This is a genomic window from Pelosinus fermentans DSM 17108 (genome assembly GCF_000271485.2).
GTDB classification, from domain to species: Bacteria; Bacillota; Negativicutes; order DSM-13327; family DSM-13327; genus Pelosinus; species Pelosinus fermentans.
Map to the genome: position 1 here is coordinate 594852 of NZ_AKVN02000001.1, position 14515 is coordinate 609366.

12 protein-coding genes are annotated in these 14515 nt (G+C 40.5%); all 12 read left to right on the top strand.

Annotated features, from left to right (window positions below; translation table 11 throughout):
• Positions 1–80: 80 nt before the first annotated feature.
• The 12 genes from FR7_RS02750 (at position 81) to FR7_RS02805 (ending at position 14277) form a co-directional block, all read left to right on the top strand.
• Positions 81–941, top strand: coding sequence for a PHP domain-containing protein (locus tag FR7_RS02750; RefSeq protein WP_007951937.1), 861 nt, complete (start codon positions 81–83; stop codon positions 939–941).
• 1316 nt (positions 942–2257) lie between these two features.
• Complete coding sequence (locus FR7_RS02755; RefSeq protein ID WP_007951940.1) at positions 2258–2782, top strand: N-acetylmuramoyl-L-alanine amidase family protein; 525 nt, start codon at positions 2258–2260, stop codon at positions 2780–2782.
• A gap of 147 nt (positions 2783–2929) precedes the next feature.
• Entirely contained in the window at positions 2930–3646 is a 717-nt protein-coding gene (locus tag FR7_RS02760) for a L,D-transpeptidase family protein (RefSeq protein ID WP_007951941.1), read from the top strand.
• Between the two features lie 394 nt (positions 3647–4040).
• Positions 4041–5339: a CitMHS family transporter gene (locus tag FR7_RS02765; protein WP_007951943.1), complete on the top strand. Its 1299-nt coding sequence runs from the start codon at positions 4041–4043 to the stop codon at positions 5337–5339.
• Between the two features lie 33 nt (positions 5340–5372).
• The gene (locus FR7_RS02770; protein ID WP_007951945.1) at positions 5373–6713 is read left to right on the top strand and encodes an acyclic terpene utilization AtuA family protein; all 1341 of its coding nucleotides are present in this window, start codon (positions 5373–5375) and stop codon (positions 6711–6713) included.
• Position 6714: 1 nt separating this feature from the next.
• Positions 6715–7026: an AtuA-related protein gene (locus tag FR7_RS02775; protein ID WP_007938578.1), complete on the top strand. Its 312-nt coding sequence runs from the start codon at positions 6715–6717 to the stop codon at positions 7024–7026.
• Between the two features lie 161 nt (positions 7027–7187).
• A complete protein-coding gene (locus FR7_RS02780; protein WP_007951947.1) occupies positions 7188–9167 on the top strand; it encodes a methyl-accepting chemotaxis protein in 1980 nt (659 codons plus the stop codon).
• An 89-nt stretch (positions 9168–9256) separates the two neighbouring features.
• Complete coding sequence (locus FR7_RS02785; protein ID WP_007938581.1) at positions 9257–10672, top strand: sigma-54 interaction domain-containing protein; 1416 nt, start codon at positions 9257–9259, stop codon at positions 10670–10672.
• 314 nt (positions 10673–10986) lie between these two features.
• Positions 10987–11646, top strand: a complete 660-nt coding sequence (gene atoD / locus FR7_RS02790; RefSeq protein WP_007938592.1) for an acetate CoA-transferase subunit alpha — start codon at positions 10987–10989, stop codon at positions 11644–11646.
• The gene (locus FR7_RS02795) at positions 11646–12320 is read left to right on the top strand and encodes a 3-oxoacid CoA-transferase subunit B (RefSeq protein WP_007938594.1); all 675 of its coding nucleotides are present in this window, start codon (positions 11646–11648) and stop codon (positions 12318–12320) included. Before atoD ends, FR7_RS02795 begins: the two co-directional genes overlap by 1 nt.
• 78 nt (positions 12321–12398) lie before the next feature.
• A complete protein-coding gene (locus FR7_RS02800; RefSeq protein ID WP_007938597.1) occupies positions 12399–13580 on the top strand; it encodes an acetyl-CoA C-acetyltransferase in 1182 nt (393 codons plus the stop codon).
• Between the two features lie 283 nt (positions 13581–13863).
• Positions 13864–14277 (top strand): VOC family protein, encoded by a 414-nt coding sequence (locus FR7_RS02805; RefSeq protein ID WP_007938599.1) that lies wholly within the window; start codon positions 13864–13866, stop codon positions 14275–14277.
• The last annotated feature ends 238 nt before the right edge of the window (positions 14278–14515 follow it).

A 14515-nucleotide genomic window follows, 5' to 3' on the forward strand; every position in this document is an offset into this window, starting at 1 on the left:
ATAGACTGATTCAATGGAGGCATCTACAGTTTCTATTATATGCTAAGCTTGATATGGGCCAATAAGCTGGAGGCGATTATATGCAAAAAATAATAGATTTGCATGTACATTCCTATATGTCTGATGGAACATGTAGTCCAAAAGAAATAATAGAACTTGCAAATCAAAAGAAAATAAGAGCAATTGCTTTGACGGATCATGATAGCATTGAAGGAGTTGCTGAAGCAGAGAAAGAAGCCCTAAAATATGATATTAATTTTCTAAAGGGCATAGAGATGAGTGTTTCATATGAGAAGGAAAGAATCTTACATATTATAGGTCTTGGAATGGATATCAATCATTCTTATTTTATAGAACATTATATTAAAATGAAAAAGGCTAGAGATGACGGTGCAATGAATATAATAGAGCTGATGAGAAAAAAAGGAATTGATATCGACTCCAACTTATTGAGGAACGGCTGTATGACAAGATATCTTGATAGATATACAATTCACCAATATCTTATAGAAAAAGAACTATGTTGTGATGCACAGGAAGTCTGGGACGTATATTTGAATCCCATACCTTACGGTGATGATGAATTATTGGAAGTAGAAGAGGCATTGGATTTGATCAAAAAGACAGGAGGTCTTGCTTTTTTAGCACATTATAATAAAAAGATAGGATTATTAGGATATTCAGAAAGTGAAATGGAAAAACACATAGAAACCTTGAGAAATATAGGACTTACTGGGATAGAGAAATACTACCCTTCTTATACTCAAAAAGATACTCTATATGCAGAATACTTAAGTAACAAATATGATTTAATTCCTTCTGGAGGTACTGATTTTCATGGCAAAAATAGACCGAATATCCAGCTTGGAACAGGTGGAAATTCTTTTTTTGTTCCTTATAGCATTTATGAAGGTATAAAGACAAAACTGACTCGTGAATAATTCATCATATTTATAAAATAAAAGTATAGACTAGATGCGTAAAATAGAATTTAGTGCCTACTTATTTGTGAAGAACTCTGGACAATCTACAGTTTAGTTTTTTATGCAGTTGTTGCATAGTGCCGAGTAGGAGCTCTATTTTTGATTTCATAGTACAAAAGAGTTCTAAACTAAGCCTAATAAGCGTAAAATAAAGCATTGAGCGTCCTCGTTGAAGCAAGGGCGCTCAGTTTGGAATGTTAGGGGGTTCAGTGGAGAAACTCAACAATAATGCGTAATAAAACTAGGAGAACCCAGTCTGAGACGGTAAATCGAAGATGTTTCGTCTCAAAACGCATAGTAGTCGCCTCCTATATTCCGTTTGGGGTAGAGGTGATCACTCTACCCTTATCAATATATGCATATTTATGGAAATTTAGAAGAATAAATAAAGTGTCTAGCATTGGAATGGCATCCGATGCTTTTTTTATTACATAAAAAAGAGCCCTCCCAAAGGAGAGCTTAGATGGGAGAGAAGTTGTTGAACGACATGAGAGGTCGTCATAAATAATATGTCCGATTTAGAAGGATTATATACAGTTAAGGGAAAGGGTAGGATTGACAGGGGATTAGCGTGGCCAGCAGCCTTGCCAGGGCCAGCAAAACTAGACCTATAAACACTCTTTCTATACATAATATGTTCTAGGATAATAAGGGTGAATTAGTCGGTTAGCAATTGCCTCGTCATATTTTTGTCATATCTTTTTTCTATAATAGAAACAATAGAAAACAACAGATCAGCATAGTCGTGATTAAGGCACCTCTTATAAAAAAGCCCATGACTATACTGATCGTTTATATAGATCTCCGCAACTTTTTTATTAAGGAGATGGTATTATAGTGATGTTTGGGTATTGGGTAATGAATCTATTTCAGTTTATTGTGATTGTAGGATTCTTGTTATATTTGTATCGGGTTAATAAATTATTAAGTGAATGATTGCGGGTATTGATAAAAATGCTTTTTACGCCGCTGGAGATAAATAAGAAATTCATAATTGTCCGTCTTGCCTTTATTTGGTGAGACGGATTTTTTTGCCTATTTTCTATACTTTTGATAATAATAGGAATTTTTCCATCAGATCATTGATAAAATGTTCTGAGGAAGGTACAGCGTTTCATCATTCCGATTGGTAAGAGAATTTAGTATGATAGGAACTTATACTCACTTGTAAAAGTTCTTAAGGCGAGGCAGACAGAGCAGACGGTATTTTGCTGCAAATATAATATATTGGAGTGTTAAAAGAAGAGGAAAAATGATGAAGGGGTGTCTTTAAAATGAAGATAACAATTAATGGTGGGCACTATCCAGGTCATGATAGTGGTGCAGTTGGCCGTACAGGATTGCAAGAAGCAGATATCAATCTTGATATTATGGCAAAGGTCGCGAATTTTCTTCGTGCGGTATCCTTTGATGTGCTGGAAGTACAAGTAAATGCATTGCGTCACATTGTTGATGCATCAAAAGAATTTGGATCGGATTTGTTTATATCCATACATTGTAACGGATCTTATGATGCAGAGGCGCAGGGCACAGAGACCTTTTGCTATACATTGGGGGGCGAAAGTGAAAGATTAGCTGCTTGCATTCAAAAGCAAATCATTGATCATTTAGGGACTGTGGATCGTGGCGTAAAAACAGGGAATTTCTATGTTCTTCGCATGTCGGAATGTCCGGCAGTTCTTGTAGAAACAGCCTTTGTTACAAATGAAAGCGATGAAGCTCTGCTTGCTGATGAAGTGAAGCGTGATGAATTTGCTGCAGCAATTGCGCGAGGGGTTACTGATTATCTCAGTGCATAAAGAAATCAGCGTTTACAGTGACATTTCATTTTCTCTAAATCGTTGCTTGCCATAGGATCGTAAGCAATAATTTTGATGGTTTTTGAAACTTCTATTCTGACTTTTTCTACATATAGTAGAAAGGTAAAGTGGATAGGGGGAAATCGTGTGCTTAGAATGCATTCAATAATCATAAACTGGCGAAAGACCTATTTCGCAATTGCGTCTGTGATGATATTTGGCCTATTGATTGGCATGCTGGGATTTGAGTATTTAGATGAGCTGGAATTGGCTGCTATTTCAGGGCAGACAGAGAAAGCACCTACAGGGAAAGTAACCATTGTTGTAAAAATATCCGATCGCATTTTAGAGTTGCATAATGATGGGAAATTATATAAAACGTATCGCATTGCTGTTGGTAAAAGGGATACGCCGACACCGATCGGCGAATGGATAGTGATTTGGAAGTCATTTCGATCAGGCGATATTTTCGGTACACGTTTCTTAGGCTTAGATGTTCCTTGGGGGGGATACGGTATTCATGGTACCAATCGGCCCTGGAGCATTGGTCATTTCATCAGCCATGGCTGTATTCGTTTGCGTAATAACGACATTGAAGAGCTTTTTGAATGGGTGCCGGTAGGGACCCCCGTACGGATTGAAGGGAAGATCATACCCATGCAGCGTACTCTGAAATATGAAACTACTGGTACGGATGTAGTTCAATTGCAAGTAAAGCTGAAAAAACTGGGCTATTTGGAAGGAAGAGCCGATGGATTTTTTAATAGGGATACAGAAGAGGCTGTCAAACGATATCAGCATGATCAAGGGTTGAAAGCAAATGGTATTGTTGATAGAAAAATACTAGAGCTACTAGGACATTGAGTCATTTAAAACATTGGATAGTGACGCAATGTACTGAACTTTAGGTTATAATAAGATACGGATAAAAATAATAGGAGCATCCTGCGGGATGCTCCTATTATTTTTTTATCCAAAGATGTAATCTATGGGGAAATTTCTAAAAATTTAGTAGAATTTCTAAAAAAATAGAAATACTGCTAACCTAGGCGGGATATGGAATGGAATGGTATGGGAATGAATTATTCTAAAAATCCAGAAAGCAGCGAGGCAAGATATGGGGCGATATCCTTGGATATACTCATTTCTTAAGGATTTAGGATTTGGCATGATTCTTGCAATTATAATTATTATCATTTGAATAAAGAGAAAATCATACATTTTATTCATTTATTTTAAAAAACAAGGAGGAAAGTAGATGTTAGCACTTTTAGGTTTATTAACAATCGTAATATTACTGGCAGTAATTATTACAAAACGGATGTCGCCTTTAGTTGCCTTAATTGTAATTCCTATTATAGCCGCATTACTTGGCGGTTTTGGCTTAGGCACCAGTAAGTTTATCATCAGCGGCATTCAGAATATTGCACCAGTAGCTACTATGTTTGTTTTTGCAATTTTGTTCTTTGGTGTAATGGGTGATGCAGGATTATTTGATCCGATTATCAACAGGGTTTTAAAAGCCGTAGGTGCAAGCCCGCCTAGGATTTTAATGGGCACTGCTCTTTTGGCCTTACTCATTCATCTTGATGGTTCAGGGGCAGTGTGCTTTTTAATTACGATTCCAGCCATGCTCCCTATCTATGAGAGACTGAAAATGGATAAGAGACTGTTGTGCTTAATGGTATCTATGGCGGCGGGGATTAACTATCTGCCTTGGACAGGACCAACTCTGCGAGCTGCTGCAGCCTTTAAGGTGCCAGTTACTGAGGTATTTACACCCTTAGTTATTCCTCAAATCGTAGGTCTAGTCTACATGTTTACAGTGGCATATTTATTAGGGAAAAGAGAAGCTCGCCGTCTGGGTATTAAAGATGGTGAAGTAACGGATATCGTTTTAACCAGAGAATTAAAGGATGAAGAAAAAGTCCTTAGACGTCCGAAAGTGTTTTGGATCAATGCTGTTCTTGCCCTAGTGGTTATGGGGGTAATGATTGCAGGCATCGTTGATCCGGCACCCATGTTTATGATTGGTACTGTATTGGCATTGATGATTAATTATCCAAAAGTCACAGAGCAAAAGGCTCGTGTAGATGCTCATGCCAAAGCAGCCTTAATGATGGCAAGTATTTTGCTGGCTGCAGGGTCTTTTGTGGGGATTATGAGCGGTACAAAGATGATCACTGCTATGGCTCAGGTGGCTGTTTCCTTCGTTCCTCCTGCCCTGGCTCAACATATTCCTTTTGCCATGGGGATTATATCCATGCCCCTTAGTTTAATTTTTGACCCAGACTCCTTTTATTTTGGTGTTTTGCCAGTAGTAGCTGAAGTAGGACAGATGCTAGGTGTTCAGCCTCTTGCTGTAGCGCAGGCAGCTCTTATGGGACAGATGACGGTAGGTTTTCCAGTGAGTCCGTTGACTCCTGCCACCTTCTTAATTATCGGTCTTACGGGAATTGAATTAGGAGAACACCAAAAGTTTTCGATTCCGTATCTTTGGCTGGCTTCTATCATTATGACGATTACTTGCGCAATTGTTGGGGTTTTCCCATTTTAGGAATTTTACGAAAAAATAGAGAGGTGTGATTGTATGAGAACAATTAGAATCGGCTCAGGTGCTGGTTATTCAGGTGATCGAATCGAACCGGCAGTTGAGTTAGTAGAAAAGGGAGATATTCAATATTTAATATTTGAGTGCTTGGCAGAAAGAACCATTGCAATTGCTCAACAAGCTAAAATGAAAGATCCTAATGCAGGATATGATGGACTGTTAGCCCAGCGTATGGAGGCTGTATTGCTCGGCTGCAAGGAAAAAGGCATCAAGATTATAACCAATATGGGCGCTGCCAATCCTATTGCAGGGGCGCAAAAGATCAAAGAGATTGCTCAGCAATTAGGGATCAGCGGGCTGAAAATTGCGGCAGTGACGGGTGATGATGTTGTAGACGTTGTACGGGGTGGAGAGTACACAATTTTAGAAACTGGTGAAAAATTGTCAACGATAAAAGACAATATTGTTTCTGCGAATGCGTATCTTGGTACAAGGCCAATTGTGGAAGCACTTCGTAATGATGCGGATGTCATTATTACCGGGCGGGTTGCTGACCCGGCGCTGTTCATGGCGCCTTTGCTGTATGAATTTAACTGGTCCGAGGAAAATTGGGATATCATGGGGCAAGGCACTGTGATTGGCCATCTGCTGGAGTGTGCCGGGCAGATTACAGGCGGATATTTTGCAGATCCAGGTTATAAAGATGTACAAGGATTGGCTCGTTTAGGTTTCCCTATTGCCCAGGTGCAGGAAGATGGAACCTTTGTGATTACAAAAGTTCCAGGATCAGGCGGCAACGTTACGTTGGCGACTTGCAAAGAGCAGTTGCTTTATGAAATCCACAATCCAGCAGCTTATATCACACCGGATGTAGTGGCTGATTTTACAGGCGTTGCGTTTACCCAGGTTGGGGAAAATGAAATACAAGTCACAGGCGGAAAAGGACAGCCTAAAACCGAATCCCTAAAAGTTTCTATTGGCTATGTTGACAGCTATATGGGCGAAGGACAAATCAGCTATGCTGGGCCGGGAGCCGTAAATCGTGGAAAACTGGCGTTGGAAATTGTTGAGGAAAGACTTAAGCTTATAGGCGTTTTGTATCAAGAGCTGAAACTGGATCTCATTGGCATTGATTCTCTTCATGGTTCTAACCTATCGAAAACGGATCATGAACCTTATGAAGTTCGTGCCAGAGTGACTGGTCGTACGCAAAACATGAAGGAAGCTGTTCGTATTGGTAATGAAGTAGAGACTCTCTACACAAATGGTCCGGCTGGAGGCGGTGGAGCTACCAAATCTGCTAAGCAGGTGGTAGCCATGGTATCTGCCTTGGTTCCTCGTTCATTAATCAATTATAAACTGCATTATGAGGTGATCTAAGATGAAATTAAGAGAACTTGCTCACTCACGAACTGGAGATAAAGGTAATATCTCCAATATTTCGGTAATTGCTCATGATCCAGCACAATATCCCATTCTTGAAAAATATGTTACTGCCGAGGTTGTTAAAGAATTCTTTGCAGAAATTGTAAAAGGTGATGTGATTCGTTATACACTTCCTAACATTGGTGCCCTCAATTTTGTACTTTACAGTGCACTGGGCGGCGGAGTAACTCGTACTTTATCTCTAGATGCTCATGGAAAAGGTCTTAGTTCTGCTTTAATGAATTTAGAAATCCCACTGGAAGAGTAGCGACAATTAAAATAATAAACTGTTGTGATTATGACAACAGACAAAAGACATTTATTGTAAAATAAATGTCTTTTGTCGTGCAATAAACAGGATTTCAGCGACTAGCTTGTGTAGATTATTGTTGAAAAATGTAAAAAAATATCTTTTTAAGGAGTGTAAAAATGAATTCAATTCGAACAAAATTGCTTGTGGGTGTTGGTTTACTGATTTCAATATCATTAGGTATATTATGGGCTTTTAATTACTGGAACACTAAACAACTGCTAATCAAAGACACTGAGGAGTATATCACTTTGCAGGCTGTAACTACAGGAAACCAAGTTGGTGAATTTTTTGCTTCCCGCATTGCAGAGATTTCTTTAATGGCTAATTCTCCTACGATGGTGGAGGGAGATCGCCAAGCTATCATTGGTTATTTAAAAACAGAAGAACAGCGCGAGCAAAAAAAATATATTCGATTCTTTTTCACAGATCAAGTGGGGAATGTGTTTTATACAGACGGATCAAGTGCGAATATTGCACAGCGGGATTATTATAAACAGGTTATGGCAACGGGACAGGCATTTGCTCCTGATCCTGTAATATCGAGGGTAGACGGAAAGCCGATTATAACAGTGGTTGCTCCTATTAAAAAAGGCAATGCAGTAGTGGGGATTCTGGGAGGATCGGTCCCATTAGAGAATGCAGCAAGTGATGTGGTAAAAATTAAGATAGGAGAGACAGGACGCGCTTTCATTATAAAAAATGATGGTGTGGTGATTGTCCATCCTGAGACGGAAAAAATAATGAAAGCAAATTTACTGACAGATGAAGAGAGTGATGTCAGTTTGAAAGATGCTGCCGGCAAGATGGTGAAAGGAGAAAGCGGCATTGCCCATTATAGCGATAAGATGATTGATAATTACATTGCTTACGCCCCGGTTAGCGGAACGGATTGGAGTATTGGTGTAAGTGTTCCTGTTGCAGAGGTGATGGGGAAGCTGCAAAAATTTATGTTTTCTGCAGGGATTAGTTTTGTTATTATATTGTTGATATCCATCAGTATTGTTTTCTTTTTCGCTGGGTACTTGGCCAAGCCGATTCAAGCATTAAGTGAATTTGCGAATCGTATTGCCAAGGGTGATTTAACAATGGAAGGATTGGAGATTCATTCGAAAGATGAAATTGGGGCCTTGGCAAAGGCTTTTGCACTAATGGTGAAAAATCTGCGTGATCTCTTAAGAAAAATCGGGCAGACGGCAGAACAACTGGCGGCATCTTCCCAGGAGCTGACGGCTAATTCGGAACAATCCGCTCAGTCTTCAGGCCAGGTAGCCTCATTGATTGTTGAAGTGGCAGCGGCAGCAGAAGGACAGAAGTCATCTACCAGTGAAATGTTAAAAACAATGGAATTTATGGACGGTGGAATACAAAAGGTGGTAGAAAAAAATAGCTTTATGACAGGTGTTACCGAAAAAACTGCAAGCTCTGCCTCTGAAGGGGATAAGGTTGTAAAAGAGGCAATCCACCAAATGCAGAGCATTGAAGATACAGTAGCAGATTCAGCCCTTGTTGTAGAAGTGCTGGGAGAGCGATCAAAGGAAATTGGCAATATTGTTGGTGTAATTTCAACACTTGCAGGGCAAACTAACCTTTTAGCTCTAAATGCTGCGATAGAGGCGGCAAGAGCTGGTGAACAAGGGCGAGGTTTCGCGGTAGTAGCTGATGAAGTACGAAAATTAGCTGAGCAGTCTCATCACGCTGCAGAGCAAATTGCTGAATTAATTAAGGAAATTCAGATAGAAATTGATAAAGCAGTCGCAGCAATGAAGAAAGGCACAGAAGAGGCTGCATTGGGGACAACTGTAATTCAGCATGCCAAAGAGCGATTTGGGGAAATTACTCATTTGGTAAATGAAGTAGCAACGCAAGTAAGAGATATTGAAAGTGAAATCCAAGGTATGGCAAAGAGCAGTGAAAAAATTGTGTATGCAGTGCGTGATGTGGATACGGACAGCAGGCGTACGGCTGCACAAACACAGGAAATTTCTGCGAGTATAGAAGAGCAGTCAGCTGCATCGGAAGAACTGGCTGCTTCCAGCAAGAGCTTAGCAATCATGGCAGAAGAGCTGCAAGAGGCGGTACATAAGTTTACATTCTGATGGTTGTTGTTATCTGATGGTTGTTGTTATAGGTAATTGGGATTTTACAAGATAGATGATTAGAAATAGAGTAAGGTTAGGAGGATAGTATGGTTCATGAAGGGCACGATGACTTAAATGATCTTAAACATGTGTTTGCGTCTTCCGAATATGCTGAAAAATGGTATATTCAAATCTTAAATTCTATTAATAATGGGATTTTAGTAACGGATGATCAGATGATTGTTCGGTACGTTAATGCACAATACACCCGTATTACAAGTATTAAAGAAGAGGACATACTCGGACAGCCTCTTAAAAAGGTCCGGCCAGGTGCTAAGCTTCCCCAGGTCATTACGACGGGAGAAGCACTTGTTGGAGTATACAGGCGTGAAGGGGATACGGAATATATTGTAGATATGGCTCCGATTATTGTTGAAGGAGCAATCATTGGCGGCGTGTCAGTCGTAAAGGATATTACGGAAGTTCGACGATTGTCAGAAGAAATAAAGACCTTTGCCAAAAAGACAGGCCGGCTGAAAACCCTGGTAGATCGCATTTATAAAGCCAAGTATACATTTGATGATATCATAGGCAGCAGCAGTCCCATTCAGGAAGCGATACGGGTGGCAAAAAGGGCAGCTCAAGGCAATGCGGATATCTTAATTACAGGAAAAAGCGGCACCGGCAAAGAGCTTTTTGCCCAAGCCATACATAATGCCAGCAATCGTGAATTTGGCCCTTTTGTCGCTTTGAATTGTGCTGCGATTGCTCCTTCTTTAATTGAAAGTGAATTGTTTGGTTATGAAGAGGGAGCTTTTACAGGAGCAAAAAAAGGTGGCAGGGTTGGACTATTCGAAATCGCAAGCGGCGGAACGATTTTCCTGGATGAAATTGCAGAGCTGAATCTGGAAGTTCAGGCAAAATTATTGCGTGTACTGCAGGAACGGTCCATACGGCGTGTTGGTGAAACCAGTGAGGTTTCCGTTGATATTCGGGTGATGGCTGCTACCAATAAAGATTTATATCAGATGGTGCAGGACGGTAAATTCCGTGCCGATGTTTACTATCGCCTGAATGTGTTAAATGTACATTTGCCGCCCCTTGCAGAACGAGGGCAGGATATTATTTTACTGGCCAATCAATTTTTCCAATTTTATTTTCAAAAGATTGGCAGGACCTTTGAGGTGGATAAGCAGATTCTAAAAGCACTATTGCATTATTCATGGTCTGGTAATGTACGGGAACTGCGCAATGTGATTGAATATGCTGTTAATATGTGTGAGGATAATGTGATCACAACTCTTCATCTGCCTAAATGGTTTAAAGTGGATGATGAAGCAAGAAATTCAATCCACTCCTTGTCCCAGATGGTTCAGGAATTTGAAAGAAGAACGATACAAAATGCCATTGCCCATTATGGAACGAGTGTGGAGGCGAAACAACGGATTGCCAAGGAATTGGGAATTTCTGTTGCCACCCTTTACAATAAAATCAAAGTAGACCCGATACCAGACAATAAATAGGTTTCTAATTATTAAGAAAATCAGAAGTGAAATTCTTAATAATTAGAAAGGTTCTAAATGTGGTTTTTAACGGGGGTATTTGCTGCAGAAATGCAGCGATTGCGATTTGTTCAGCCCCTGGATAGGAACGGTTAAGATTCAGGTGGAGCCAATCGATCCATTCTTCTTTATAAAAAAATAGAAATCAGTGAAGGAGCCATTTTTTATGGCTCCTTTATTTATTGGCATAGAGGGGTTGGCATGATTTTTGCAATTCATTTAAGCTACAAGAAGTGATGGGATGAACTGCTTTTTAGTTAAAGGAGGAGCACGGGATGAGTAAGGTTATAAGTCAAGAAGAACTAGCTGATCTTTTTGAAGATAAGGCGACAATCATGATGGGCGGATTTATGGGGGTTGGAGCACCAGCAACCTTAGTCCGTATATTAGTAGAGCAAGGCGTGAAAGATCTTACGCTGATTACCAGTGATACAGCTACACCTGATACAGGTGTAGGACCATTGATTGTAAACCGGCAGGCGAAAAAGATCATTGCCTCGCATATTGGGACAAATCCGGAAACCGGCAGGCAGATGATTGCTGGCGAGACCGTAGTTGAGCTTGTACCCCAGGGGACTCTTGCTGAAAGAATTCGAGCGGGTGGTGCCGGTCTAGGAGGAATTTTGACTCCTACAGGGTTAGGGACAGTAGTGGAGGAAGGCAAAGAAAAATTGCTGGTCAATGGTAAAGAGTATCTCTTGGAATTGCCTTTAAGAGCCGATATCGCTTTGTTGAAAGCATATAAGGCTGATAAAGCTGGCAATTTGATATATCGTCAGTCGGCGCGGAATTTTAATCCGATTATGGCTTTAGCTGCAGACTTGGTGATTGTGGAAGTGGAAGAAGTGGTTGAAGTGGGAGAGCTTAAGCCGGATGAAGTAATGACTCCAGGGATTCTGGTTGATAAAGTTGTCTGCTGCGGGAGGATTTCGTAATGAAAACATACAGTGCAAAAGAATTAATCGCTTGTAGAGTGGCTGGAGAAATGCGAGATGGGGATGTAGTAAATTTGGGAATTGGTTTACCTACACTCGTTTCTAATTATTTGCCAGAAGGCATCAACATAACCTTGCAGTCAGAAAATGGTTTTGTCGGACTGGCTCCTGTTGGCAGTGAGGTCGATCCTGATTTAGTGAACGCCGGAGGGAAACCTTCCGGTATTTTTCCAGGAGGAGCTACTTTTGACAGTTTCATGTCTTTTGCCTTGATTCGGGGCGGTCATGTAGATGTGACTGTGCTCGGTGGATTGCAGGTTGATCAGAATGGTAATTTGGCAAATTGGATGATCCCTGGGAAAATGGTTCCAGGCATGGGTGGTGCCATGGATTTAGTAGCTGGAGCTAAGAAGGTAATTGTTGCCATGGAGCATACAGCAAAAGATGGGGCAGCAAAAATCCTGAAAACATGCAGCCTTCCTTTAACAGGTAAAGAGGTTGTATCCCTAATTGTTACAGAGCTTGCTGTAATTAAAGTAACATCAGAGGGGCTGCTGCTGGAAGAAATCTCACCTTTTACAACCGTGGAAGAAGTGGTTGCCAAGACAGAGGCACAACTTATAATTTCTGATCATGTTGGGGTGATGAAGGGTTTAGAGCAATTAGAAAAGTAAGTATGAGAACAGGATTCTGTTATGAAATAAATTGTAATACGGGTTTATATAGAAAAACTACAAAAGGTGGCTGGTAAAATGAAAGAAGTTGTAATTGTGAGTGCAGTTCGTACTGCAATTGGTGCTTATAATGGCAGTCTTGCGAATGTTTCTGCTGTGGAACTGGGAGCATTGGTCATTAAAGAAGCGATTAAAAGAGCTAACATTGATCCATCACAAGTAAGTGAAGTCATTATGGGCAATGTGCTGCAGGCTGGATTAGGACAAAATCCTGCTCGTCAAGCTGCTCTTAAAGCAGGAGTGCCGCTTCAGGTTCCTGCCTTGAGCATTAATAAGGTATGCGGTTCCGGTTTAGAAGCTGTGAATTTGGCAGCACGGACTATTTTAGCTGGCGATGGGGATGTGGTAGTAGCCGGTGGTATGGAAAGCATGAGTAATGCTCCTTATTTACTGGAAAAAGCTCGGCGTGGTTATCGGATGGGGCATAGCGAATTAATTGATTCCATGATTAAGGATGGTCTATGGTGTGCAACAAATGATTATCATATGGGTATTACTGCAGAAAATGTAGCACAGCAATATGGCATTACTCGTCAGTTGCAGGATGAGTTAGCAGTCAGCAGCCAGGAAAAGGCACTGCATGCCATTCTGGAAGGGCGTTTCGAAGATGAGATCGTCCCTGTAGTGATTCCCCAGAAAAAAGGTGACCCAATTGTTTTTGCTGCTGATGAACATCCCAAAAAAGGAACTACCGTTGAGAAATTAGCAGCATTACGTACTGCTTTTAAGAAAGATGGTACTGTAACAGCAGGAAATGCCTCCGGTCTGAATGATGGAGCTGCTGCATTGGTTGTGATGTCCTTGGATAAAGCGAAGGAACTAGGTCTTACACCAATCGCTCGTTTTGTTTCTTCCGGTTCTGCTGGCGTTGATCCTGGTATTATGGGGATCGGACCAGTGCCTGCGACGCAAAAGGCACTGGATAAAGCGAAACTGACGGTAGCAGACTTAGATTTAATTGAGGCGAATGAGGCCTTTGCCGCTCAATTTCTGGCAGTGGGTAAGGAATTGGGTTTTGATCAGAGCAAGGTAAATGTAAATGGGGGGGCTATTGCTCTTGGACATCCAGTGGGCGCGAGTGGTGCCAGAATTTTAGTAACACTGTTGTATGCTATGAAACAACGAGATGCGAAAGTGGGATTGGCAACACTATGCATTGGCGGAGGCCAGGGCGTAGCAACAATCGTCGAAAAGATGTAATACACGAGTGGCTGTCAGATTTCTATGCAGCCACTCGTTCTTTTTTTTAGTAGTAGTCTACATATTCTGCTATAAGGGGTTTAAGAGCGGTTTCTGGTTGTTCACGCTGCCTATAGAACTGTTTTCCGCGCAAGCGCTATGTTCTTTAGAAGGACTTTAGTGTATAATGGTGAATAAATACTATAGTGTCATATATAAGAGCGGTTATTTTGATAATACTTGTATATTGGCTTGATATAAGGACAAAAATATGGAATGTCTATAGTGAGAGGAGAGATTTTTTATGCAAATAAAACGTGTTGATTCAACTATTAATACAAATAAACTGCAAGAGTCGAAGGAATTCTATATGAAGCATTTTGACTTTCAATTAGTATATGAAAGCGACTGGTACATAGAGTTAATTGCAAAGGACTTGCCGACCAATGGTATTAGCTTTACATTACCCCAACGAGAAGAAGGGGAGTTTTTTAATGGAAAGGGTTTAATTATTTCCTTCCAGGTGGATGATGTAGACGCTGAATATAAGCGCCTAAAGGAAGAAGGCGTCATTATATATCAAGAGATGCAAAATAAGCATTGGGGTGAAAGAAGTTTTGTAGTCAATGACCCAAATGGTATTCATCTCTACATTTATACACCGATTTGCCCGACACCCGAATATCAAAAGATTTATGACTCTTTTAAACAAGAGTAGAGCGTTGAGAAAGCAGCCATTTTGAAAAGTGGCTGCTTTTTTAGGTTCCGAATTTATACGTTTATTCCTTCGTGTCCTTCCTGCTCTTCGCGTCTTCGCGTTTCGTTGCTATTTTTTGATATTGATAAGAGGAACGGTTATGTTTTTAAAGACATGTCAGTATTTTTCCATTTCAAAATCACTAAAATAGGGTCCAATGAATGATTAGAAAAATTTAACAAGCAGTATAGGAAAAGCA